Raw genomic sequence first — 24,818 nt, 5'->3', positions numbered from 1 at the left:
TAAAAAGTCCGCTTTTCTTCCTTATTATCATTTTTTAAAACGTGCAGATATAAAGACGGCCTGACTATCTTTTTTTACGGTCGAGCCGTCTTTTTCTCGTTAAAGTTTGTCATCATGTGAAGGGTCACGATGATTAATAAATTGTTCATCTTCCTCCGGTGCCCTTTCAGCGCGGGGCGTATCTGCAGGTTTCGATGAACCGCGGATAAAGCGAATCAGGATAAAACCAACAATGATTAAAACAGTGAAAAGCAGAAAAGCTGTTAATCCGTCCATTGAACCCGCCTCCTTTCTTCCTCTTCTTCCACCTATTTTGAACAATAAACCTTTGTCTCACTCTTCCAAACGGAATCTTTAAAAAGTATTCAGTTTGGCGCCTTCTTCGGGTATAATGAGCGATGACGGAAAACATATATGAAATGAGTAAGGTGAAGCCGCTACGTGCGGATTCTGAAAAGGGAAGCTGGTGAAAATCCAGCGCGGTCCCGCCACTGTAAATGGGAGCAGCCGGTAAATACGTCACTATGCTTTAAGCATGGGAAGGCGCCGGCTGTGATGAACATAAGCCAGGAGACCTGCCTTAGTCATGCACCAAAGACCTGCGCGGATAGGTGGTGTGATGAACGGCAAGTTCCTGTTCTTCATGCACCTTTCTCCCCGTAGAGGTGCTTTTTTTGTGTGTTAAAAAAGGAGGAAATACAGTATGAAAAAAACATGGATCACACTTGGCTTATCAGCAGCACTATTGGCAGGCTGCGGCGGCGGAGAAGAAAAAACATCTGACACAGCCAAAGAAAACAACGCTGCAAAAGAAACAGCTGCTTTTCCGGTGACTGTAACAGGGGCAGACGACCAGAAAGTAGAAATCGATGCAGCGCCGAAACGTATCGTCACACTGGCGCCGAGCAATACAGAGATTGTATATGAGCTGGGGCTGGGTGAAGAAGTTGTAGGGGTCTCGGACAATGATACATATCCAGAAGATGTGAAAACGAAAGAAAAAGTTGGTGGAATGGAATTTAACGTGGAAAAAATCATCAGCTTAAAGCCGGATTTAGTACTGGCGCACGATTCTGCTGGTGCTGCTGCAGAAACAGGCATTCAACAGCTTCGTGACGCGGGGATTGATGTACTTGTGATCAACAATGCAGCCAGTATTGACGAAATGTATCAATCGTTTGAGCTGATTGGTGAAGCAACAGGAACAACGGCAGAAGCGGAAACAGAAATAAAAGAATTAAAAGCAGGATTTGCAGATCTTGAAGAAAAAGCTGCTTCTATTAAAGAAGACGACGAAAAAAGCGTATTTTTTGAAGTGGACCCAACACTGTATACAGCAGGAAATGGCACATTTTTAAATGAAATCTTCGACATGCTCCATATTAATAATACTATGGCCGATCAAGAAGGCTGGCCGCAGGCAACAGAGGAAGCAGTTATTGAAAAAAATCCAGATGTCATCCTACTGAACTATGGAGGCTACGTTGAAAATGCGGTGGATGGTGTGTTAAAGCGTGAAGGCTGGAGCAATGTAAATGCAGTGAAAAACAAAGAAGTGGTCGAAGTAAATGCAGATATTACAAGCCGGACTGGCCCGCGCCTTGTAGAAGGAGCTGAAGCCATTGCGGAAGCGGTCTACCCGGACGTTTTTGCTCAATAAAAAAACGGCTTATACCTTTGCACTGCTTTTTCTTGCGGCTGCTGTATTTGCTGGAACAGCAGCTGGCACTATTCAAGTGCCATTTCATCAAATTGGAGCTATTTTAGCCCATCATATAATAGGAACGGAAGCAATGATAGATACATCTATCGACAACATTGTATGGGAAATACGATTTCCTCGTGTTGTACTGGCCGGGCTGATTGGGGCATCGCTGGCCATTGCAGGAGCGGCTTTTCAAGGTCTGCTTCGTAACCCGCTGGCAGATCCCTATACGCTTGGTGTGTCGTCAGGGGCATCAGTAGGGGCAGTTCTTGTACTGTTTTTTCACGTATCTATTCCGTTTCTTGGCAGATTTACACTCCCGGTTGTGAGTGTTACAACAGCTGTATTGACGATTTTTTGTGTGCTGCTGTTTGCACAGGCGATTGAACGATCCATGAAGCTTGAAACCATTATTTTAACTGGAATTATTTTCAGCTCGTTTTTAGGCTCATTTATTTCGCTTATGATTGCACTTACAGGAGAAGAGCTCCGCCAGATTATCAACTGGCTGCTTGGGAGCGTTTCGATGCGCGGCTGGCCTTATGTTCAGCTTATGCTGCCGTTTTTTGTCGGAGGCTCGCTGCTTCTGCTATACCTGGCGCCAGAGCTGAATGCCATGTCATTTGGGGAAGAGAAAGCGAAGCATCTCGGCGTAAATGTTCAGAGAAAAAAAATGATGGTACTGATTGCGGGTTCTGTTTTAACAGGGGCAGCAGTGGCGGTATCTGGCACAATTGGTTTTGTTGGACTTGTTGTTCCGCATTTTATACGGATTTTAATAGGCCCTGACCATCGGCATTTGCTCCCGTTGTCTATGATCGCAGGCGGTGGTTTTTTGATTATCGCAGATCTTGCCGCCCGCACGGTTATTTCACCGACTGAGCTGCCCATTGGCGTGATTACCTCACTCATTGGAGCACCGGTGTTTGCACTTATTTTAATCAATCGAAAAAGAAAAGGAGGCGTCGCGTGATGCTGCAAGTGAATGAGCTTTCAGGAGGATACGGAAGCGGGCTTATTGTCCGCGGCGTATCCTTTTCTGTTAAACAGGGAGAATTGTTTGGCATTTTAGGGCCAAACGGGAGCGGGAAGTCCACGCTGCTGAACATGGTTAGCGGGCTTATAAAGCCGGCTACAGGAGAAGTTCTCATCAAGGGAAGACCGGCTGTTTCATATAGTCCAAAAGAGCTGGCACGCGTCGTGGCCGTTCTTCCGCAAATGACATCCAGCCAGTTTGCGTATACGGTAAAAGAAACGGTATCACTCGGGCGGTACGCGCATCAAACAGGTTTTTTCAAATCATGGACGGAGCGGGATGAAGAAATGGTACAAAAAGCGCTGGAGCGGACAGGAACAACAGCGTTTTCCGAAAAGCCGCTGTCTGCCCTGTCCGGCGGTGAACGGCAGCGTGTTTTTCTTGCACAGGCACTGGCCCAGGAGCCGGAAATCCTGCTGCTTGATGAACCAACGAATCATTTAGATCTGTCTTTTCAAAAAGAGCTGCTCGATTTGTTAAAAAGAATGACAGTCGACGGCCTCACTGTTATCTCCATTTTTCATGATTTAAATTTATCTTCCTTGTATTGCGACCGGCTCCTGCTTTTGGATAAAGGAAGCATTCATAAACTTGGCCAGCCGGCTGACATTATGATAGAGCAGCACATTCAACGTGTATACCAGACCGAGGTGCAAAAGCAGCCACATCCGGAAGTGCCAAAGCCGCAAATGAGCATTTTGCCGGAGAAGGGCCGGCAAAAGAAGATCGATATTGATGCTCATTTGCTTGAACACCATGGCAACTATCTGTCGCTTCGCCCGCCTGTGCCGCTTAAGTCCTTATCATCAGGTGTTATCGGTGCAGGCTGGGGATGGAGAAGTGCTTTTGTAAATCGTCACGTTGACCAGCATTACAATATGGAAAACTTTGAGCAGGAAGCGGCTGATTATTTTGTTCAAAACGGTTTTGATATCCAGGATACTGTGGGAATGATGACTGCTGTGCATATGGATGATGCAGCATGGAGAAAAGAAGTACAGGAAGATGTATCCGTTTTTGTTGTGGCAACAGCGGGTGCCGGCAATGCAATAGATGTCACGCAGCCGCGCAGCAGCTGGAAGCACCCTTCACCGGGGACGATCAACATTTGGGTCTTCGTGAACGGAAAATTATCCGAAGAAGCATTTGTACAAGGTATTATGACGGCCACCGAAGCAAAAACAAAAGCGCTGGCAGATCAGGGAGTTTATGATGCAGGCACGGGAACGATCGCGACAGGCACATCAACAGACAGTATTTTGCTCGCAGCTACACAGCGCGGCTCGTACCAGCAATTTGCCGGCTCCATTACGCCGCTTGGCATTGCAATTGGACGGGCAGTATATGAATCTGTGACAGCGTCCCTTCAAAAAACAGCCCTTAGAAAGGCCAGTTTATGATTGGGCACGCTGCGGCGATTGTGATCGCCCTGTTTCTGGACCGTCTCGTTGGTGACCCGCGCAACTGGCCGCATCCGGTCAAATGGTTTGGCGCGTTGATTGCTTTGTTGGATAGAAACTGGAATAAAGGAAACCGCCGTTTTGAAAAAGGACTGGCAATGCTGATCGTTGTTCTTTTCATTACCGGCATATGTTCATTTGGCGCACTGGCACTCGCCGCCCGCATTCATCCTTTCCTCTCTATTGGTTTGGAAGCCGTCATGATCTGGGCATCCATTGCACCGAGAAGCTTGAAAGAAGCGGGAATGGATGTATACCGTCCGCTGGTTGCAGGTGATATAAAGGAAGCGCGCCATAAGCTGTCATGGATTGTCGGACGTGATACAGAAGAGCTTGATGAAGAAGAAATTACGCGCGGAGCAGTGGAAACCGTTGCAGAAAATACGTCCGACGGCGTTATTGCTCCACTTTTTGGGGCGATGATTGGTGGAGGTGGAGCTGCTCTCCTGTACCGTGCCGTCAATACGTGTGATTCGATGGTTGGATATCGAAATGAACGCTATGGTCGCTTTGGCACAGCATCTGCCCGTTTTGATGATCTGGTCAATTTTATTCCTGCCCGCTTAACTGCTATCCTGCTTATTCTGGCTGCCCAAAAGCCGCCGGGAGGAAGAAGACACGCCTGGAGCATTGTTCGGCGCGATGCGAAAAAGCATCCGTCTCCAAATAGCGGGTGGTGTGAAGCGGCGGTGGCGGGCCTGCTTCACATTGAGCTTGGCGGATTAAATACATACAAAGGAATCGTATCAGACCGCGCGCGAATGGGAGATGCTATTTGTCCCCGTCGTGCAGAGCACATCATTGAAGCCGCTAAATTAATGGAACGAGCTACTTATTTATTTGTAGTGTTGTTTCTTGCAGGAGTGATTATGTATGAGGCTGCCATCACATGGGGCTAATCCTATTCATTTATACGAAGCATCAGGAATAAAAAAACCGGAACACACCATTGATTTTAGTGTTAATACAAATCCACACGGACCGCCCCGCTGGCTAAGAGAAGCATGGCCGTCTTTTTTCGAAGCAGTAGAGGGTTATCCGGACCCATCGGGGAAAGCAGCCAAAGAATCTATTGCTTCCCGGTTTTCGATTAGCACAGAAAATCTCTTGCTCGGCAATGGGGCGGCTGAAATTATTCATTTTATTGCACGCCGAGCAGCTGGCCGTAAAGCGGTCATTGTGACGCCGGCTTTTTCCGAATATGAAGATGCCTGCCGGGCTTATGACTGTGCGATCCAGCACGTACCAGTAGCCCCGGAGAACTGGGTGCTGCCGGTGGAAGAATTGGTGGAACAGGCGAAGGAAGCGGCCGTCCTTTTTCTTTGCACGCCCAACAATCCCACAGGTCAGGTGTTTCAAAAAAAAGAGCTGCTTGCACTGCTCCAGCAGACTCGGACGCTTGGTACGCTGATAGTTATAGACGAAGCTTTTTATGATTTTAATAGCAGCGAGTCTTTTATTTCGGAATTGGCTTCATTTCCTCACCTGGCTGTTTTGCATTCTATGACGAAAATGTACGCAGTCGCCGGGCTTCGCATTGGTTATGTGGCCGCTTCACAGGAGACGATTCGTGAGCTGTCGCGGTATCAGCCTCATTGGAATGTGAACGCCATTGCTCTTCAAACCGCCGAAAAAATTGCCCGGGATACGGCCCATGCTGATAAAACAAGAAAATGGATGGAGAAGGAACGTCAGTGGGTCATTAATGAAATTGTACAGGCAGGCTACACTGTTCTTCCATCTGCCGTCAACTTTTACTTGATGAAGGACCCCGCCATCGACGATCAAACGCCACTTCTTCACTTTTTGCTTGAGCGCGGTATCGTGCTGCGGCATACCGAAAACTTTCATGGGCTGGATGGGAAATGGCTTCGTTCTGCTGTGAAAGGAAAAGTAGAAAATGAGCAGCTTCTGATGGCACTAACGGAGTGGAAGAAGCCATGATCATTTTTATTACCGGGGGTGTGCGAAGCGGAAAAAGTGGTTTGGCGGAAGAGCTGGCGATGCAGCAGACTTATAAGGATGGCCGCCTCGTTTATATAGCATGCGGCCGGCGGACTGACAGTGAGATGGATGCCCGTATCGGGCACCATCAGGAGCGCCGGGCAAGGTCTGGCGCCACATGGATAACGGTCGAACAGTCCGTTGACCTGGGGCAAATACATACAACAGCGTCTGATATATTGCTGATCGATTGTGTGACCACGCTTTTGGCTGGTGAATTTTTTCGTGAAGACAAGCCGTCCTGCGGGGCGGACGAACGCGTTGTAAGAGACTTGCTTGCACTGGCCGGGCGGGTGCGTGCGGTCATACTCGTTTCAAACGAGCTGTCGTTCGAGCCGATGTCCGGCAGTATGACAGTACAATACGCAAAAAAGCTCGGCTTGATTCACCAGCGGCTTGTACAGGAATGCGAGATCGCTATTTTAGTAGAGCACGGCATTCCAGTTGTAAAGAAAGGAAGGATTTCATGCGTGGAATTATGATTCAGGGCACGTCTTCCGATGCAGGAAAAAGCTTCGTTGCGACTGCTCTTTGCCGTCTTTTATTGAAGAAGGGGTACCGGCCTGTTCCATTTAAACCGCAGAATGTGTCCAATAATTCGTATGTGACAGCGGATGGGAAAGAAATCGGACGGGCACAGGGGCTGCAGGCGGAAGCCGCGGGTCTTGAAGCGAGCCCGTTTATGAATCCACTCCTTTTAAAGCCTTCAGGAAACGGTGCATCGGAAATCGTGCTGTTTGGAGAGCGGCTTGAAGTAATGTCCGGTATGGCATATAGAAAATCATATTACAAGCAGGCTATCGCAGCTATTCAAACGGGTTTGAAGGAAGTGGAAAAGCTCGGTGATACCCTTGTAATCGAAGGGGCGGGCAGCCCGGTTGAAATGAACCTGAAGAAGCGGGAAGTCGTCAATATGAAAACAGCGGAGCTTGCTGATGTACCAGTTGTTTTAACGGCGGATATCGACCGGGGCGGTTTGTTTGCTTCAATTGTCGGAACACTCGCTCTTTTAAACGAAGGGGAGCGCAAAAGGGTAAAAGGGTTGATCGTCAACCGGTTTCACGGTGATCCGGCTTACTTTGAAGAAGGAAAAAAGTGGCTTGAAGACTATACAGGTCTGCCTGTTCTGGCGGTTCTACCGTTTTTGCCGGGTCATGCGCTCGAAGGGGAGGACTCTTTGTCAATTCGCAACGTGCGCCGGGAAGGCCCCGGGATAGAGATAGCGGTTATACGTCTTCCGTATGTATCGAATGGAAGTGATATAGAGCCCCTTGCTTTTGAAAAAGATGTGAGTATACGCTGGATTAGCAGTCCGGATGAATTCAGGAATCCGGACGCTGTGATTATTCCAGGAACAAAAAGCGCATTTGCAGACCTTTCTTTTTTAAAAGAAACAGGCCTGGCCGACAAAATCTGCTTCTTTGCCGGAAATGGGGGGACAGTTATCGGCTTGTGCGGCGGTTTTCAGCTGATGGGAAGACAGCTCGCCGACCCCGCGGGGCGTGACACCGGTGTGCCGGGTTCAACCGAACAGGCACTTGGTCTTATTCCTGCCGACACAGTATTTGCAAATGAAAAAACAATCGTTCGGACAAAAGGAGAGGCAAATGGAATTCCGTTGTCGGGCTATGAAATTCATTTTGGGCAAACAAAAGTAGACGGCCCTCCGTTTTTAACATCGGCTTCTCATACGGAGGGTTATCGTTCTGATGACGGGCGGCTCTCTGGCACGTATTTGCACCATTTGTTTTATAATGATGCTTTTCGGGCCGAATGGCTGAACAAGCTTCGTCTGGCAAAAGGCCTGTCGGTAAGGCTGCCGGCAGATATCAACCGGGACGATACTTATGACCGAATCGCTGCTCACCTTGAGGAGTATCTTGATTGGGCAGCGTTCGAAGCTATTTTGGAGGGGCAGCAATGAAATCTTATCTTTATGCTGCGGGAATCCTCGTACAATTTTTCACGGTTTTTCCGCTGCATCGGACTCTCCCAATGGAACAGGCAGAGCGGAGAGCGGTTCTTCATCTGCTGCCACTGCTTGGTCTGATCAAAGGAACGATCTATGCGGGCGCTTTTTGGGTGCTGCTGGAATGGAGTCCATTTTCAACGCTGTCGATCGCATTCCTCGTCTGGCTTCTGCCCATCGTCCTGACAGGCGGCCTGCATCTGGATGGCTGGATGGACTGGGCCGATGCTCATTTTTCCTTTCGTGATAAAGAAAAGCGGCTCGCTATCTTAAAAGATCCTCATATGGGTGCGTTTGGAGTGCTTGCTCTAATTGTGCTTTTAGCGTCCAAGTTTTTATTTATTTATGAAACGGTGCATGCCGGGAGCCGACACACATCCACTATTGTATTAATTCCTTTTTTTGCACAGACGCTGACCGGTTTACTGCTCCAGTATGCACCGTCTGCGAAGCAAGAAGGTTTAGCTGCTTTTTTTCAAAAAGGGCGTTCGGGCTCTCTGCCGGCTATATACAGTATTTTTTTCGTAATGATGATGAGCGTTTATGCACTGCATCTACTATTTTGGATTATGGCCGGCGTTTTCTTCTTATATTTTATATGGGTGAAAGCGACAGCGGCAAAAGAATTTGGTGGTATTACGGGTGATTTACTCGGTGCCTCTCAGGAAGGAGCGGAACTGCTGTTATGGATGATTGTGTGGCTGTCGGTCTTTTTCGGCACGGGATAACAGAAGCAAACCTTAAAAAGCAGTTTTGTGGCTGGACCAATGTGCCGCTCAGCAGCACAGGGAGCGCGGCGCTCCGCCAGCCGATGGCGGATTATGAGTGGATTGTAACGAGTGATTTGGTGCGGTGCAGGCAAACCGCCTCTGCTTTTTGGCCGCATCCGCAAACAGTATCCCACAAGCTGCGTGAGTTTCATTTTGGAGAGTGGGAAGGGAAAACGCATATTGAGCTGGAACACGAACCTGCTTATCAGCGCTGGCTCGAAGATTACTCTCTTCCAGTGCCAGGCGGCGATTCGTATGCTTCCTTCGCGGAACGGGTAGAAGAAGGATTTCACGATGTATTAAACCAGATGGCTGAGCGGAATATTCAACGCGCAGCAATTGTCACCCATGGCGGTGTCATCCGTCATTTGCTGTCGGTCTGGGCGCCAGAAGCGAAAGGGTTTGGTGACTGGACATCAGAAAATGGACATGGATTTGAGCTTTCGGGAAGCCTGGCCCATATGAGGAGGGAAAAGCGATGCATTTCGTTACAGGCGGTGCCTTTAATGGCAAGAAAAAATGGGTAATTGATTTTTATGGGCTGGAAAAAACACCGCACCAGTGGCATTCCTTTTATAAGAAAACAGAAGCACCGGCCTTCACAGAGGAAATTGTGGTACTGGAAGGAATAGAGCGGTATGTGCGTATTCTGCTGGAGCGATTTGAAACACCGGAGAAGGCCCGGCTGCTGTTTCGAAAAGAACTCGAAAAATGGAAAAAAGAAGATCGGACAGTAATTTTAATTGGAACTGATATAACCAAAGGCATTGTGCCAATGAATGCTTTCGACCGTTTTTTTCGTGATACAGCGGGCTGGTGTTTTCAAGATGTGGCAGCTGCTTCTGGGCGAGTAGACACCGTTTGGTACGGCATTGGGGAAACAATAAAGGAGGAAGCAAAATGAGACTTTATACACGAACAGGCGACAAAGGAGAAACAAGCATTATTGGAGGACGGGTCGGAAAAGATGATGTTCGGGTAGACGCGTATGGCACAGTGGACGAGTTAAATTCCGTCGTGGGCATGGCGATGACGGAGCTTGATCGGGTGAAATTCCGTGACATTTTAGCGGATTTAGAGACCATTCAGCATGAGTTGTTCGACTGCGGTGGCGATCTGGCCACGATTAATGGAAAGCGTGGCTTTAAGCTGCAGCAGGAATCGATTGATAATATGGAAGCGAAAATCGACACTTATATTCAAGAGGCGCCGGAGCTTGAACGGTTTATCCTGCCGGGCGGCTCAAAAGGCTCTGCCCATATCCATTTGGCGAGAACAGTAGCGCGCCGGGCGGAACGTCTTGTTGTAGCCCTTATGCGGACGGGTGAAGAAGTGCATCCGGTAACGCTTAAATATTTAAACCGTTTATCAGATTACTTTTTTGCTATTGCCCGTGTCATTAACTTTCGTGAAGGTGTGAAAGACGTGGAGTATGTCCGGAGTGCCAATGTTTTCCGCAAAGGAAAACGGAAAGAGGATAAATAATGAAAGCGGGAAAAGTGAGCTGGCTGGCGCTGTTTATTGCGCTGTCTGCAGCAGGCGGTATGATGAAAGTGCCGGCACCCGTTTCGAGTGTGGCACTTGATTCATTTCCGGCACTGATTGGTGCGGCTTTGCTGGGTCCGGCCGCAGGTGCCTTGATCGGTGCTTTTGGTCATATCGTCTCAGCGCTGTTTGCCGGCTTTCCGATGGGCCCGCTGCACGCTGTTGTTGCCGCGGAAATGGCAGCTGTGATGTGGGTATTTGGCAAGATGTACCGGTCGGGCTGGAAACGAAGTGCCCTGCCGATCTTTATTCTTTTAAATGGACTCATGCTGCCGGCACTATTTATTCCCTTTATGGGTATGGCTTTTTACATAAGCGCGATGCCCGCCATTGGAATGGCAGCTACGATAAATGCTATGACCGCTTATGTATTGCTTCCACGCCTCGTGCCTTTATTTAAAAAGAGGTATGGTCGTTTTTATGCGTGATGTGATTCGGACAAACGGGCTTGTTATCGCGGCAGATAACAGCGGCGCTATTGGACAAAAGGAGCAGGATGCTGTAGAGGCTCCTTATGAAGTAGTCGGCTACTTTTCTGCACGGGTCGCGTTAATGGAATGTATCGCTGCTGGTGGGGAACCATTTGCGGCGGTTCTTCATAATTTTTCCGGGGATACGGCATGGACGCCTCTTCAAGAAGGGGTTCAGCGGGCAGCCGCAGAGCTTGGCTGTAAGCTGGAGGTGACCGGGAGCACTGAATCGAATTTCAGCATGCTTCAATCAGCCGCCGGCATGGTGATCATCGGCCGGCATGTTCGAGATACCGACCGGGTAGAAGGGAGCAGGGTGCAGTACGGTATAGTCGGCAAGCCGCTTGTTGGCAGTGAGGTATTGGAATATCCAAAAGACGTAGCCTCTCTTTCTGTTTTTCATAAAGTCGTTAAAATGGAAGGCGTGCGGGCGGTTTTGCCGGTCGGGTCAAAAGGTATTTCCTACGAGCTGCGTCAGCTTTCCGGCAAGGAAGGCTGCTGTGAGCTGGATATGGAAAAATCAGCGGGGCCGTCCACCTGTTTTTTGGTAGCATTTGAAGAAAAAGCAGCTCAGCGGATAGAACGAGCAGCGGGCCAGCTTTACCGGCTGAACATCTTTGAATAAATCTATTCTTCATCGGTTTCGCGCCGGTGAAGTTTTTTTATGAAAAAGTGAATCTATTTGCTTCTGTTTTTCGTATAGTAGAGAACGAAAGAACAGGAGGAAATAAGATGATCCTAAAATGGGCTGCAGCGGCCGGGCTGTCTGCTGTTTTATTAAGTGGATGCGGACTGCTGGAGCAAGCCAATGACACGTTAACATATGCCAGTGATATGACAAACTTTTTAAATGAAACACAGCAGTTTGCCAGTGAGGTTCCTGCATTGCTTGAAGAAGCTGCCTCGAATCCAAATCTGGTCGGGGACGCGCAGGCACAGCTTGAAAACATGCAGCAGGAGATTGATCAAGTGCAGCAGCTGGAAGCGCCCGCTATTGCGGAAGGGGTCCATGAAAAGCTCCTTGACTACAGTGGTCAGCTTGAGTCAGGTTTAAGTGAAATAAACAATAAAATAGAAAATGGCATGCTCGATCCAACGGTACTTTTAGAGGATACAGAATTGCTGAAAACCGTCCAGGAACTTCAAGAGCTTCGGACAAATATTGAAAAACTAGGCCAATAAACAAGCGTACAGCAGCTGCGCTTGTTTTTTTATTTTCCTTTATGCCTCTATTTTTCATGTAAGGAAATATAACATGAAAAGAGAAAGCGAGACGCTAATTTGCTAACTTAGAAAAATAGAGAGTGAGAGCAGAAGGAGGAAAGGTTATGGGAAAACAAGGTAAAGCAGCTGCACTATTTGCAGCAAGTATCACGATGGGGCTAAGTGTATTTGCTACAACAGCAGGAGCACAGTTTTCAGACATAGAAGGCCGCCTGGCAAAAGAAGTAACAGAAGCAAAAGAACGTGGTTTAGTCAGTGGATACAAGGATGGCTCCTTTAAGCCGAAGCAAGCTGTTACAAGGGGAGAGTTTGCGCGATTAGTCGTTGCTACATATGAATCAGCCAGTGGTGAAGGGCTGCCTCAGGGGTCGTCGAAAACGTTTAAAGATGTTCCGGCTGCAAGCACATTGGGGCCTGCTATTTTAAAAGCAGCAGAGCAGGGCTGGATTGCCGGATTCAGTGACGGAACATTCCGGCCGAATGAACCGGTTTCACGTGAGCAGGCCGCAAGAATTTTAGCCGAAACAGCCGAACTTGCTCCTGCAGCGGAATCATTTGCTGACGTGAAAAATGATGGGACATTTGCTGGTTCAATCGGTGCAGCTGAAACGGCTGGGCTGATGTATGGTGATACAAGTGGGAAATTCAACCCGGGATCACAGATTACACGTGAGCAATCTGCCGCAACCATTTTACGGCTGTTCCATTTTCTCCAAAAAGAACTGGTTGAGCAGTTTGATATAGAAGAGGCCACAATCTCTGAAATGAGCGCCGCGATGGAGGAAGGGAAATTGACCTCAGAAGAGCTTGTACGCTTTTATTTGGACCGTATCGAAAAGTTCGATCAGCAGGGTCCAAAAATCAATTCAATGATTTCATTGAATGAACAAGCGATCGAAACAGCGCAACAGCTTGATAGGGAACGGGAAGAGGGGAAAATTCGTGGAGCGCTTCATGGCATTCCCATTGTGTTAAAAGACAATTATGACACTGTCGATATGCCAACTACGGCCGGCTCTTTATCACTGGAGGGATCCATGGCGCCGGATGACGCATTTCAGACGGCCAAACTGCGCGAGGAAGGTGCGATTATAATCGGTAAAGCCAACCTGCATGAGTTTGCTTTTGGCTTTAATACATACAGTTCATTGGGCGGGCAGACTTTGAATCCGTATGACTTGACGCGTTATCCAGGCGGCTCAAGCGGTGGAACCGGCGCTGCCGTTGCTTCAAATTTTGCTGCAGCAGGGCTGGGAACAGATACGGGAGGGTCCATAAGGATACCAGCAACATTTAATAGTCTCGTGGGCATTAGGCCAACTATGGGCCTTGCCAGCCGGGATGGCATTATCCCACTTGCCTTAACACAGGATGTAGGCGGACCGCTGGCTAGAACCGTAGAGGACGCAGCGCTTGTACTTGATGCTATTGCTGGCTACGATGAAGCAGATCCTGTTACCGAGAAAGGAAATGGCCACATTCCAGACAGCTACACAGATTATCTAGATAAAGACGGATTAGACGGGGCGCGTATCGGGGTAGTCAGAGCGCTGTTTGGAGAAGATGAGCAGGTGATTAAAGCAACCGAGCAGGCGATTGATGATATGGAAGCGCTCGGAGCAGAAGTAATAAATGTGGAAATTCCAAACCTGGACAAAATTATGGCATATCCGAGCTTAAGCTCTTATGAGTTTAAGTTCCAGCTAAACGATTATTTAGCTTCACTTGGAGAAAAAGCACCGGTAAAGTCATTGAGTGAAGTAATCGCAAGCGGTAAATATCACCCGAGTTTAGAAGAAGCTTTAAAAGCACGTGAAGCCAAAGTATCGCTGGACGATCCTGCTTATGTAGATATCGTGACGAACCGTCCTAAAGTAACAACTGAAAACCTAATGACCGTTTACAGCAGTCAAGATGTAGATGCATTAATGTATCCGACTTCTACAATGCTGCCGCAAAAAATTGGTTCAGATCAGGGGGCAGGAACAAATAACCGCCTGAGCCCATTCTCTGGATATCCGGCGATGTCCGTTCCGATCGGCTTCAGTAAAGAAGGACTGCCGATTGGCATGGAGCTTTTGGGAACAGCTTTTAGTGAACCGACGCTTATTAAGCTCGCTTATTCTTATCAAGAAGGAACCCACCACAGAGAAAAACCAGACTTTAAATAATACAGCAAAACCACGGACCAAAAGATCCGTGGTTTTGTTTTATTAAAGAACATAAATAAAAATACTCCAAAAGTGAGCGAGACTGCCAAGTAAAATAAAAATGTGGAAGATTTCATGGAAGCCCATCTGCCCAAATTGCATCCAGGACGGCTTCAGCCCATAGATGATGCCGCCGATTGTATAAAAAATACCGCCGCTTATAAGCAGGACAAGCCCGCCTGTTTCCATGCTTGAAGCAAGCGGGGAAAACACAAACACAGCCATCCAGCCCATGAATATATACAGAGCGGTTGACAGCCATCTTGGGCAGGTGAACCAAATCAATTTAAACAAAATACCTAAAACAGCTGCCGCTGAGACGATCCAAAATAAAATCAACCCGGTCCGACTATGTAGGCTGATCAAGCAAAAGGGTGCATAAGAGCCGGCGATAAGTACAAAAATCATCGAATGATCCAGGCGTCTGAAAAGGGCGATCACCGCGTCAGACGCGATAACGGAGTGATAAAGCGCAGAAGCTGTGTACAAAAGAATTAAGCTGATGCCAAAGGCCGATACAGCTAAAAGAGCCAGTGCAGAGCCGGTTGTAGAAGCCTTGAGCAGCATCGCAGCAAGAGCAGCTACCGATAAAATCGCTCCAAACCAGTGGGTAATGGCATTAATTGGTTCGCGAATAAAAGAGGTCATGAATGTTCCTCCTGTTATATGTAGTTTTAATAACTATATATTATAATATTACTATTATGTTATATAGTCAAGTTTTACATATAAGGAATATTCCCTTATAATAAAAGAAATATAACGATCTAAAAAGCAGGTGTTTATGTGGGAAAACTGACAGACATATTAAATGAACTTCATCTTGATAACCAGTTGACACCGGATAAGATACCGAGTATTGACCTATACATGGATCAGGTTATTCAATTATTTGAGCGAACATTTGAAAGCTCGACTCGGAATGAAGAAGAAAAAGTATTAACTAAAACGATGATTAACAATTACGCAAAAGGAAAATTGCTGTTTCCGATTCAACAAAAAAAGTATTCGAAAGAGCATCTTTTGTTGATCAGCCTCATTTACCAGCTTAAAGGCACGCTTTCGATCAATGATATTAAAATGACGCTTTCCGGCATTAATGAGCGGATCGATGACATTGATCTGGATGCTTTTTATGAAGAATTTTTAACAGTTGCAGCTGATAACGTAGAATATGGAAGGGCGGATATTGCTGGACGTATGGAAGAAATTACCACGCACACTGGCGAGCTTGGCCAGATTATGCAAATCCTGTCGCTTGTTCATATGAGCAACATGTACCGCAAAACAGCAGAAAAGCTGGTGGATCAGCTGGCAGAAAAAAAGAATCTCTCTTAAAAAGGAGATTCTTATTGTGTAGACAAAGTCTTTTTCTTTCAAAAAAGAACCGATAAGTGGTGTTGAAGATCAATCAGTCAGGGACCAGATAGAGATTTTCTCTTCTTTATAAAAAGAAAAAATACGACCTTATAGCCCTATACAATCTTGTTGCAAGCCACTTGGCGGCGTCTGGGCAGCGCCTGCCCCATGGAAAGCGGAGCTGCTCGGATGCCGACGATCTCTCCCATTCATGTGACGGTTATCAATCATTTGTCTACGGTCTAAGAATCTCTCATAAAAAGGAGGTTCTTTTTTCTTTTTGCATACAAGCCTGCTGAAAAACAAAAAACCAGGAGGGGACTCCTGGTTCAGGTTATTTTATACTTGATGCGCCGATAAGGGATTCAGGTGAACGGCCCAGCGCAAGCAAGCTGATTTTTGCGTAGCCGGTTTCTTTGAATGACTGGAAAAGCTCTTTCAAAGCTCCAATATGCTCATCATTTTTCAACATCTTAACCTCTCTTTTATAAAGACGAAGAACAGAACTGTATGGGATGTTCGGAAGGCAGTCATCAGAATTCTCATCCATAATCAAGCAGCCCATATACTGATATTTCAGCTGTAATGAACGTGTCAGGCCGGCCACATGAACAAATTTTTCACAAAGGATAGGATAAGAATCCTGCAAGTCAGCAAGAGCTTTTTTCGCTTCTTTTAGTTCATCAATGCTGCGTAATGTCGTAATCATTCTCATTCCTCCTTTATCTGTCCCAGGGTTTTTTTAGCGTCATATATTCTGCGAGTTCTTTGCTTTTTGTTCTGCGGATTTTACGCATTTCCGCACGGTCTTTTGCTGTTTCGAACAAAAACTTTTCTTCCTCGGTTTCGGGAATAACATCCGGTACTTCAACTGGTTTTTTGTCTTCGCCAATGGCTACAAAGGTTAAAAAAGCAGTGGCTGCAATACGGCGTTCGCCTGTGCCGATATCTTCGGCAATTACTTTACAGAATACTTCCATTGATGTCCGTCCTGTGTAAGTGACAAACGATTCAACGCAAACCGAATCGGTTTCGCGAATGGAATCTAAAAAGTCAATCGAATCGGTTGAAGCAGTTACGCATTGCTTTACGCGAGAATGGCGTCTTGCAGATAGGCAGGCAGCACTGTCGATTTTTTTCATCAGCACGCCGCCGAATAACGTTTGATAATTATTTAAATCGCATGATAATACCTGGTCAGTGTGTACAATGCGGCTTTCACGTGTTTTGATCGCTTCTTTTACTGCGCTCATGATTTTCAATCCTTCCATGTTGGAATCACGCTCTCAGTGTACGCCCGTTTACAATGTAAGTAAAATGGTTCTTTTTCATTTGTAGTATAGCTTTTGTCTATGTAAATGTTTTCATTCATAAACAAAAGGCATGAAAAAAGCAGCTTCAATGGGAAGAAGCCGCTTTTGAAAGCTCTTTCTTGGTAAATGAAAGCCATTCCTTGGCCGCATAGGATAAATATTGATTTTTTCTCCAAATAATAGCCAAATTCCAACTGATCGATGGGTTTACTACTCTCACTGTACAAACGTGATCGCTCAAATGCCGGCATATGCTTTCTGGAAGAAGAGAAATGCCAAGCTTTGAAGCAACCATTTCTTCAATAAATGACCATTGCGAGCTTTCCGAAATCACGCGGGGCTGAAATCCGGCATCGTTGCAGGAGGAAATGATCCGATCGTTCAACGCAAAGTCTTTATTAAATAAAATAAAGGATTCAGATGAAAGTGATGCCAGGTCAATTTCCGCACGTCCGGCAAGAGGGTGGGATATTGGCAGGATCAGCATTAAATCTTCTTCCATGAAAGCAAAATGATCAAAAAGCTCATTTTGTGTGGGGAGGACAACCACTCCGACATCCAGCTCGTTTTGCTCCACGGCCTCTTCAATAGATTTTGACCCCTCTTCTTTCAGCTGAAATGTAATGCCAGGGTGCTTTTCGTGAAACAATCCGACGACCTTTAAAAAAAAGTGCGCATCAAAAATGGGCGGCAGGCCGATTCGAATGTGTCCGGTTTTCAGCTCCAGTAGATTATCGAGCTCGGTTTCCAGGTTATGAAATGCTTTGCTGACGAGCTTTGCCTGCTCCAATAAAATGTTGCCCGCATCGGTGAGTATCAGCTTTTTGCGGGAACGGTCAAACAGTTCCACGCCAAGCTCCGCTTCCAGATTTTTAATCATTTTACTGATCGTCGGCTGCGTGATAAACAAGTGATCAGCGGCTTTTGAAAAGCTATTGAAATTTGAAACCTCGATAAAATACTGTAGGTGTTTAATATCCATTTGTTATTCATCCATTTCTTCCGTAGTCGCTCCATTTTCAAACAAAAAGTGAGCAGTGATTGCGATGGACCGTACACATCTCGAACTTGAGCTTGTGCATGCACCCAATGATAATATTATTGTAACGGATGAAAATGCTATTGTGTTGTGTGCTATCAAAAATAGTCATGAAATTTTCGGTAACTCATTCAAGTTAATAATTGGCCGATCTGTACATGAATTAAATCCAAAAATATCTTTCGTGTTGTCAGACGTATCTTACATTTGTGCATCGGCTCTGTCATGCTTAAAATCAGTCCTGCGCACCAGCTCCAGTAGTATTCAATAGATTCCTCGAAGTCACAGCTATGTTTTAAATTTGCTCAATACTGGCGGAGAGAAACCATGTAAAGCACCAGAGCGAAAAATCTTACATTCGTAACAGCTCTATTTTCTTTTTTCTGCTATACTGACAGAGTATTCAGAACCGAATGGAGGAATAAAGATGGCTTATTACGCAGCCCTGTTGCACATGATCGATCCAGAGAAAAACAAGGAAGTACGCCCGCTTCACCTTGATTATTTGGCGGAGCTTGAAAAAGAAAATAAAGTGTTTGCAAAAGGACCTTTTGCTGACGGATCCGGTGGGATGGTCGTATACGTAGCCGATACATATGAAGAAGCACTCCAGCTGGCCGAAAATGATCCGGCTGTTACCCATCAAGTACGCCGCCTTGAATTAAAAGAATGGATAAAAAATTAAAAGAAAGACACCTGCGCACATGCCAGGTGTCTTTTTTATGTTTAATAGTACTAAATAACTGAAAAAAGGGTATAAGACAGAGGAATATGTAGAGTCAGGACTAATATATCGATTCTAAAGAATCATTTGTTTGGACTGTCAAAGAAGCCTCTTATAAAAAGAGCAGTTTGTAATCAGAAGAGACGGCAGAGGCATCACAAACCGTTTAAAAAGCACTTACAGCAATGACACAAAGAAAGATGGGGAAACGGTATGATGAATATGAAAGAATTTATCACGAACGCATCAATATTAATGGCCATCATTACGATGGCAGGCTTGTTGTACAAACAATTTTTAGTAAGCGCCGGAACAAAGCTGAAAAACGCTCTTCTTTTGGCAATGGTCATTTTTTCGGGATGGGCTTCCATGTTGCTTGGCATTCAATTAGATGATCAGGTTATTTTTGATCTTCGATTTGTGCCGATTATTGTAGCGGTATTGCTTATGCAGAAAAAGAGGCTTATTTTACTGGCTGGATTGGGCATTGGACTGGCCCGGTTATCTTTTGGTGTAAGCGAAGCAGCTGTCTCAGGCTTTTGGACGGTAATAGCTGTTTCGGCAGCAGGTGCTGTGCTGCATATTATGTTTTCAAAATGGACTTCACGAAAAAAAGTGATTTGGACGGTTTTGTTCTTAAATAGTGTAAATGTTTTATTTATTGCTTTTTTGGGTGTGACACCCGCGCGTATATATTTAGTTGAAATAACACCGATTGCTTTGCCAACGAGCCTCCTGCTAAGCTTTTTAATTGTTTGGATGATTAGCGATCTGCGCCGCGAGTTCCTGTCCAAGCAGCACTTACTTGAGTCGGCCAGAAGAGATCCATTGACGAAGCTGTATAATCGCCGGGCGTTTATGGCTTATTTCCAGCAGTTTTCTGACGGAAAGCGAGGAAAAAAGCCATTTGTTTTGGTTTTTATTGATATCGATCACTTTAAGCAGGTAAATGACACATATGGACACATTGTCGGTGACTGCGTGCTGAAGGCAGTGAGCGGAAGACTGCTAAATAATTTGCGTAGTATCGATATTATAGCCAGGTATGGAGGAGAAGAGTTTGTTGTGATTCTGCCTGACTGCACGAAAGAAAATGCGCTGTTGGCCATTGAACGAATCCGTGAGATAATTGCCCGCCAGCCGGTCTTTGTGAATAACGTCCAGGTGTCCGTTACGTTTTCAGCAGGACTGGCTTCCTCGGTTGAGTTTGCCTCCGACCAGCTGCTGAAAAAAGCGGACCATGCACTTTATGAAGCGAAGCAGGCTGGCCGCAACCGAACCATCTGTGCAGAGCCGGCAGCAGCCTGCTCTTAACTTATTGATTGATTTTCACATAGCCGGTCTCCTCAATCAATTGCTGTCCCTGCTCACTTTGCATCCACTGGAGAAAAGGAGCAACGGACGGTTTTTTATTTTCTTTTAGCGTGATAGCGTAAAGAGTAGCGGTAAAAGGATAGCTTCCATTTGCTATATTTTGTGGAGCAGGTGCGACACCATCAATGGACAAAAAGCGAAGCTGCTCGTAGCTTTGCATGCCGGAAGCAAAAAAACGAAAAGAAAAGCCAATTGCTCCTTTGTAATTGCGGTAGTCAGCGACTTCTTCTAAAATGCCGCCCATCCCTTCTGGCACCTCTTCTTTTACAGGAGTCATAAGCGGTTTGCCCGCCATGATTTTCTGCAGCCACGTCTGGCTCCCCGAATTTTCAGGGCGTTGAAAAGCAAGAATATGCTGGCTGTTTCCGCCTGCTTCTTTCCAGTTTCTCGTCTTACCGCTGTAAATGGATTGAATTTGTTCGGTCGAAAGGTTTTGAACCGGATTGTGCTGATTAACAAAAAACACAAACGCCTCTTTGCCAATCGGAGTCATTATTAACTCGACCCCGGCATCACTGGCCATTTTCAGCTGAGCTTTAGACGGTTCGGCACCAAAATAAATATCTGCCTCCCCTTGAAGCAGCCGTTCATAGGCATGGATTGTATTGGTAAACGTAATAAAATTGCTGTTTTGATTGGCGTTTTTATAAACGGCCTGTGCAAAAGCAGAGTAAACAGGAAACGCCGCTTCTGCACCGTCGAGTACAAGCATATTCTGCCGCTTATCGATCCAAAAGGAAGACTTTTCATTCAGTTTGGGAAGAATGTTGTCTGGATTGGTCACGTTATAAGGAGTTAAATCTGTACTCGAATTGCCTCCTTCATACTCAAATCCATGAGAAGGAAGGACCGTTTTAGCACGCTCCCATGTAATAAACAAGCCTGTTCCGGCAAACATGACGATCGCTGCTGCTGTCAGAACCGTTTTTTTCACAGCTTGAATATTCAGCTTTCGATTTCTGACCAAAAAACCCATAAAAAAAGCGAGTTCATACAGTACAGGAATCAGAATAAATAAATAGCCAATTCCATAAAGCGAAGAGAAAAAGTATGCAGGCCCAAGCGGAAGATGCAGCAGAGCAAACAGGGACCATGCATCGGCTCCGTAAAAGCCTTCGCTTATGATCATACACGCTGCCCATAATCCAAGTGTGTAGAGAAGCGGATAAAGAAAGGTGTCCAGCGGCCTGACGATTGCTTTTTTGCCTGAACATATGCCGGCAGCAAAACCGCCAATTGTAAAGACGGCACCACAAACCACTGTTAACTGCTCAAAAATCAAAAGTCCTCCAGCAGCAAAAAAAGCAAGTGAAAATGGAACCAATCCATAATTAATAAAATAAAAAGCCCCTTTGTTTGTATTCATCCGTATTTACCCTTTCATTTTAATACATCTAACATCCTATCATTTTGCATTTCGTATATTTTCACTTTTGATAAAAATAAATTCATTTAGTGTAATAATACACTATTTGTGTTTTAGCAGCAATAGGGATGTAAAGTAAGACAGAGGTTAGAAAAACAGGAAATTGAAATATTTGTTATAATGAAAAAAGTTTGTAGAAAGAAGGGTGGTTAAGATGAATCCATATACAAAAGCTGCTTCCGGCTTGTATGTAAATTATTTGTTGCTTGGCATGGTCAATATTATTCTCTCGTCTAATATGACCTCCTTATCTGAGCAATGGGATACAGACAAGGCGGGGATCAGCTATATTATCAGTGCAATCGGGATCGGCAAGCTGCTTACTTACGCATTATCCGGCCATCTTTCGGACCGGTTTGGGCGGAAGCCGCTTGTGATTTTTGCGGCGCTGGCGATGGGGATTTTTCTTGTCGGCATTCCACTGTCGCCCGTTTATGAAGTAGCCTTTATGTTTGCGCTTTTAGCAGGAGTCGCAAACTCAGCCATGGATGCAGGCTCGTATCCTGGCCTGGTGGAAATTTTTCCGCGTTCGAGTGGCTCTGCCAATGTAATGGTGAAGGCGTTTATCTCTCTCGGGGCGGCACTGCTTCCATTTATGATTTTGTTTTTTGCCAATCAAGGCGCATCATACAGCTATGCGTTTTTTGTGCCGGCAGCTATTTTCTTTGTAAATATGCTGTTTCTCATGACCGTTACATTTCCGAATCACCGGGCTATTGTGGCCAGCCAGGCAGCCGAGAATGCCGGAAAGTCGAAGTTTTTATCAGAACCGAAATTTTCACGTGAAGGAATTGCGCTTGTAATCATCGGGTTTACGTCGACAGGATTGTTTACAGTCGCGCAAATCTGGCTGCCAAGCTTCGGGGAGGAAGTGCTCGGAATGGCCGCAGACAGTGCGGTGAAATTGTTGAGCTACTACAGCATCGGGGCGCTTATTTCAGTTCTCTTATTATCTATTTTGTTGAAAAAAATAGTACGTCCGGTTACTGTGATTGTTGTTTACCCGATTATAACCTTTATTGCGATCACAACGATTTTAACGGTGAAAATTCCAGCGGTCGCCGTTATAACAGCTTTTTTTATCGGCTTTTCGACAGCGGGTATTTTCCAGCTGGCGATTACCATTATGACAGAGCTTTTCTGGCAGAAAAAAGGCACCGTTACCGGCATTGTCGCAACAGCAGGAGGACTGGCAGCTATTGTCATGCCGCTCGTGACTGGACTTTTATCCGAAACCGGCAACATCGCAATTATTTTTATTTTTGATGCTTTTTTAGCTGTGATCGGCTTTGTATCCGCAGCGTTTGTTTACTATCGATATGGAAAAGTCGTCAGAAAATCAAAGAACGCAGATATGGAGCAAAGAGCGCTCTCTTAATCTAGCTATAAAGATTCATTTTTGAAAACAGGATTGACTGAATAGAAGTTCATTTACTATACTTTCTTTGAAAGGAAGGAATGAGCTTCTTTTTTTGCTCCAAAATGCAAACGTTTGCACAAAACGAAGGGGGTTGTGTTAAATGAAGAAAGTGTTGTATGGATGGATGCTGTTCAATGTATTGTTTGTTTCTGGGGTTCTGGGCATACAGCCGGCTCAAGCGGATGTACAGAAAGAGTACAAGCTTTATGTAATGGCACCGTTAACCGAAATTACCGACTGGGAAGCATTTGAAGAAAAACTTAAGACAATGAAGGAAAACGGTGTTTATGCACTAACCACGGACATTTGGTGGGGAATGGTAGAAGGTGAAGGAGATAACCAATTCGACTGGTCCTACTATGAGAAATACGCACAGACTGTCGAAGCGTCCGGGTTAAAGTGGGTGCCAATTATGTCCACTCATCAATGCGGAGGCAATGTCGGGGATGATTGCAATTATCCTATTCCGTCATGGCTGTGGAAAAAAGACAGCGCTGAAAATATGGCATTCAAAAGTGAAAGCGGTTACGTAAATAAAGAAGCGCTGGCCCCATGGTGGAAAGGGACGGCTAAACAGTATGAGGAATTTTACCGTGCTTTTGCGAAGCAGTTTGCCGATGAGGAAGACTTGATTGTTAAAATATACTTGAGCGGCGGACCGGCCGGCGAACTTCGGTATCCGTCTTATCAATTTGCAGACAACTGGAAATGGCCTGAGCGCGGGCAGCTGCAGGCTTATACAGAAGGAGCCAAGAAAAGCTTTCAAGAAGCAATGCAAAAAAAATACAAAAATATTAAGAAGCTGAATGCAGCCTGGGGTACAAGCTATAAAAAATGGAGCGATATTCAGTCTCCAGCCTCGGGAGATACATTTTTCACAAGCGGACAGGCGTATAATACAGCATATGGGCAGGATTTTATGAACTGGTATCAGGGTGCTCTTGAAACCCATATGGCTTCTATCTCAAAAGCCGCCCATAAGCAGTTCGACCGGGTATTTGACGTACCGATCGGCGTGAAAATTTCAGGCGTTCATTGGAAAATGAATGATCCAGAAATGCCGCATGCAGCTGAATACAGTACGGGCTATTACAGTTATGAGCGTTTGCTGGACAAGGTGAAGGAAGCGAACCTGGCCCTGACATTTACATGCTTAGAGATGGATGATGCGAACGCCCAGGCTGCGCCGTACTACAGCGCTCCTAAAACGCTCGTAACCCAAATCGCCACACTGGCAAATGAGCGGGGCATTTCTTTAAACGGGGAAAATGCACTGGCAATGATTAATAATGAATGGGGTTTTGACAATTCTGCTGAAATGACATTTAATTACGGGTTTGATGGTTTTACATTGCTTCGCATGAATTATTTGTTTGATAATGTAACAGGCAATCCTACAAAAGAATTCCATATGATGGTTGATAAGCTGGCTCTAACACAAATGCCAGTGACTTTTACAGTCTCAAAAGTTCCAGAAGATGCCAAGCATGTATATGTGATTGGGAACCGTGGAGAAATCGGCCGCTGGCATCCGGACCAGTATAAATATGAGCTGACTAAAAATACGGATGGCAGCTGGAGCGGTTCCGTAAATCTTGCAGCAGACCGTTCATATTCATTTAAGTTTTTGTATGAAAATGCAGATGGTAAACGGTTTTGGCAGAACGGCGAAAACAATAAATATACAACACCTTCCGCTGGAGAAGCGTTTTTTAACGGCGAATGGTAATACTAAGAGCGATCAGAATTTTTTCTGGTCGCTCTTAATTT

26 protein-coding genes and 1 riboswitch are annotated in these 24,818 nt (G+C 45.7%); of the genes, 20 read left to right on the top strand and 6 right to left on the bottom strand.

Going from position 1 to position 24,818, the window contains the following annotated elements; translation table 11 throughout:
* Positions 1-99 precede the first annotated feature (99 nt).
* Positions 100-276: a hypothetical protein gene (locus VP97_RS23805; RefSeq protein WP_156153466.1), complete on the bottom strand. Its 177-nt coding sequence runs from the start codon at positions 274-276 to the stop codon at positions 100-102.
* Between the two features lie 133 nt (positions 277-409).
* Positions 410-597, top strand: a riboswitch (cobalamin riboswitch).
* A 106-nt stretch (positions 598-703) separates the two neighbouring features.
* On the opposite strand from VP97_RS23805, the gene VP97_RS10775 reads away from it, so the two are divergent.
* From VP97_RS10775 to VP97_RS10705, 15 genes are all read left to right on the top strand, one after another.
* Entirely contained in the window at positions 704-1,660 is a 957-nt protein-coding gene (locus tag VP97_RS10775) for an ABC transporter substrate-binding protein (protein WP_050181816.1), read from the top strand.
* A complete protein-coding gene (locus VP97_RS10770; protein WP_050181815.1) occupies positions 1,623-2,678 on the top strand; it encodes a FecCD family ABC transporter permease in 1,056 nt (351 codons plus the stop codon). Before VP97_RS10775 ends, VP97_RS10770 begins: the two co-directional genes overlap by 38 nt.
* Complete coding sequence (locus VP97_RS10765) at positions 2,678-4,141, top strand: adenosylcobinamide amidohydrolase (RefSeq protein ID WP_050181814.1); 1,464 nt, start codon at positions 2,678-2,680, stop codon at positions 4,139-4,141. Before VP97_RS10770 ends, VP97_RS10765 begins: the two co-directional genes overlap by 1 nt.
* Positions 4,138-5,100, top strand: coding sequence for an adenosylcobinamide-phosphate synthase CbiB (cbiB, locus tag VP97_RS10760; protein ID WP_050181813.1), 963 nt, complete (start codon positions 4,138-4,140; stop codon positions 5,098-5,100). Before VP97_RS10765 ends, cbiB begins: the two co-directional genes overlap by 4 nt.
* Complete coding sequence (gene cobD, locus VP97_RS10755) at positions 5,075-6,145, top strand: threonine-phosphate decarboxylase CobD (RefSeq protein WP_050181811.1); 1,071 nt, start codon at positions 5,075-5,077, stop codon at positions 6,143-6,145. Before cbiB ends, cobD begins: the two co-directional genes overlap by 26 nt.
* Complete coding sequence (locus VP97_RS10750) at positions 6,142-6,687, top strand: bifunctional adenosylcobinamide kinase/adenosylcobinamide-phosphate guanylyltransferase (RefSeq protein ID WP_050181809.1); 546 nt, start codon at positions 6,142-6,144, stop codon at positions 6,685-6,687. The genes cobD and VP97_RS10750 overlap by 4 nt, the downstream gene beginning before the upstream one ends.
* Positions 6,672-8,129: a cobyric acid synthase gene (locus tag VP97_RS10745; protein ID WP_050181807.1), complete on the top strand. Its 1,458-nt coding sequence runs from the start codon at positions 6,672-6,674 to the stop codon at positions 8,127-8,129. Before VP97_RS10750 ends, VP97_RS10745 begins: the two co-directional genes overlap by 16 nt.
* Positions 8,126-8,902, top strand: a complete 777-nt coding sequence (locus VP97_RS10740) for an adenosylcobinamide-GDP ribazoletransferase (protein ID WP_050181804.1) — start codon at positions 8,126-8,128, stop codon at positions 8,900-8,902. Before VP97_RS10745 ends, VP97_RS10740 begins: the two co-directional genes overlap by 4 nt.
* Complete coding sequence (locus VP97_RS10735; RefSeq protein WP_050181802.1) at positions 8,860-9,471, top strand: histidine phosphatase family protein; 612 nt, start codon at positions 8,860-8,862, stop codon at positions 9,469-9,471. The genes VP97_RS10740 and VP97_RS10735 overlap by 43 nt, the downstream gene beginning before the upstream one ends.
* Positions 9,423-9,848 (top strand): bifunctional adenosylcobinamide kinase/adenosylcobinamide-phosphate guanylyltransferase, encoded by a 426-nt coding sequence (locus tag VP97_RS10730; RefSeq protein ID WP_050181800.1) that lies wholly within the window; start codon positions 9,423-9,425, stop codon positions 9,846-9,848. The genes VP97_RS10735 and VP97_RS10730 overlap by 49 nt, the downstream gene beginning before the upstream one ends.
* Positions 9,845-10,429, top strand: coding sequence for a cob(I)yrinic acid a,c-diamide adenosyltransferase (locus tag VP97_RS10725; RefSeq protein WP_050181798.1), 585 nt, complete (start codon positions 9,845-9,847; stop codon positions 10,427-10,429). The genes VP97_RS10730 and VP97_RS10725 overlap by 4 nt, the downstream gene beginning before the upstream one ends.
* Positions 10,429-10,917 (top strand): ECF transporter S component, encoded by a 489-nt coding sequence (locus tag VP97_RS10720; RefSeq protein ID WP_050181796.1) that lies wholly within the window; start codon positions 10,429-10,431, stop codon positions 10,915-10,917. Before VP97_RS10725 ends, VP97_RS10720 begins: the two co-directional genes overlap by 1 nt.
* On the top strand, positions 10,910-11,584 hold the full coding sequence (locus tag VP97_RS10715; RefSeq protein WP_050181794.1) for a hypothetical protein: 675 nt from the start codon (positions 10,910-10,912) through the stop codon (positions 11,582-11,584). The genes VP97_RS10720 and VP97_RS10715 overlap by 8 nt, the downstream gene beginning before the upstream one ends.
* A gap of 107 nt (positions 11,585-11,691) precedes the next feature.
* Positions 11,692-12,141, top strand: a complete 450-nt coding sequence (locus VP97_RS10710; RefSeq protein ID WP_050181793.1) for a DUF6376 family protein — start codon at positions 11,692-11,694, stop codon at positions 12,139-12,141.
* Between the two features lie 146 nt (positions 12,142-12,287).
* Positions 12,288-14,354 carry an amidase family protein gene (locus VP97_RS10705; RefSeq protein ID WP_082220320.1) on the top strand — a complete coding sequence of 689 codons (2,067 nt, stop codon included), beginning with the start codon at positions 12,288-12,290 and terminating at the stop codon, positions 14,352-14,354.
* A gap of 42 nt (positions 14,355-14,396) precedes the next feature.
* On the opposite strand, the gene trhA is transcribed toward VP97_RS10705, so the two are convergent.
* On the bottom strand, positions 14,397-15,041 hold the full coding sequence (gene trhA / locus VP97_RS10700; protein ID WP_050181791.1) for a PAQR family membrane homeostasis protein TrhA: 645 nt from the start codon (positions 15,039-15,041) through the stop codon (positions 14,397-14,399).
* Positions 15,042-15,179: 138 nt separating this feature from the next.
* Here trhA and VP97_RS10695 point away from each other — a divergent pair, with 138 nt between their 5' ends.
* A complete protein-coding gene (locus VP97_RS10695) occupies positions 15,180-15,731 on the top strand; it encodes a DUF1836 domain-containing protein (RefSeq protein ID WP_050181789.1) in 552 nt (183 codons plus the stop codon).
* Between the two features lie 355 nt (positions 15,732-16,086).
* On the opposite strand, the gene VP97_RS10690 is transcribed toward VP97_RS10695, so the two are convergent.
* From VP97_RS10690 to cidR, 3 genes are all read right to left on the bottom strand, one after another.
* A complete protein-coding gene (locus tag VP97_RS10690; protein WP_050181788.1) occupies positions 16,087-16,461 on the bottom strand; it encodes a hypothetical protein in 375 nt (124 codons plus the stop codon).
* 13 nt (positions 16,462-16,474) lie between these two features.
* Entirely contained in the window at positions 16,475-17,005 is a 531-nt protein-coding gene (locus VP97_RS10685; protein WP_050181973.1) for an acyl-CoA thioesterase, read from the bottom strand.
* Between the two features lie 145 nt (positions 17,006-17,150).
* A complete protein-coding gene (gene cidR / locus VP97_RS10680; RefSeq protein ID WP_050181786.1) occupies positions 17,151-18,047 on the bottom strand; it encodes a cidABC operon transcriptional activator CidR in 897 nt (298 codons plus the stop codon).
* 484 nt (positions 18,048-18,531) lie between these two features.
* Between cidR and VP97_RS10670 the strand changes: the two genes are divergently transcribed.
* Positions 18,532-18,789: a YciI family protein gene (locus tag VP97_RS10670; protein ID WP_050181782.1), complete on the top strand. Its 258-nt coding sequence runs from the start codon at positions 18,532-18,534 to the stop codon at positions 18,787-18,789.
* A 252-nt stretch (positions 18,790-19,041) separates the two neighbouring features.
* Positions 19,042-20,142, top strand: a complete 1,101-nt coding sequence (locus VP97_RS10665) for a GGDEF domain-containing protein (protein WP_050181780.1) — start codon at positions 19,042-19,044, stop codon at positions 20,140-20,142.
* Position 20,143: 1 nt separating this feature from the next.
* Here the strand turns inward: VP97_RS10665 and VP97_RS10660 are convergent, their stop codons facing one another.
* Positions 20,144-21,568, bottom strand: coding sequence for a PstS family phosphate ABC transporter substrate-binding protein (locus tag VP97_RS10660; protein WP_050181779.1), 1,425 nt, complete (start codon positions 21,566-21,568; stop codon positions 20,144-20,146).
* 214 nt (positions 21,569-21,782) lie between these two features.
* Here VP97_RS10660 and VP97_RS10655 point away from each other — a divergent pair, with 214 nt between their 5' ends.
* Both VP97_RS10655 and VP97_RS10650 read left to right on the top strand, forming a co-directional pair.
* Positions 21,783-23,006 (top strand): MFS transporter, encoded by a 1,224-nt coding sequence (locus VP97_RS10655; RefSeq protein ID WP_050181777.1) that lies wholly within the window; start codon positions 21,783-21,785, stop codon positions 23,004-23,006.
* A gap of 142 nt (positions 23,007-23,148) precedes the next feature.
* A complete protein-coding gene (locus tag VP97_RS10650) occupies positions 23,149-24,777 on the top strand; it encodes a family 14 glycosylhydrolase (protein ID WP_050181775.1) in 1,629 nt (542 codons plus the stop codon).
* Positions 24,778-24,818 lie beyond the last annotated feature (41 nt).

Source organism: Domibacillus robiginosus (assembly GCF_000966195.1).
Classification (GTDB): Bacteria; Bacillota; Bacilli; order Bacillales; family Domibacillaceae; genus Domibacillus; species Domibacillus robiginosus.
This window is presented reverse-complemented; position numbering and strand designations above follow the sequence as displayed.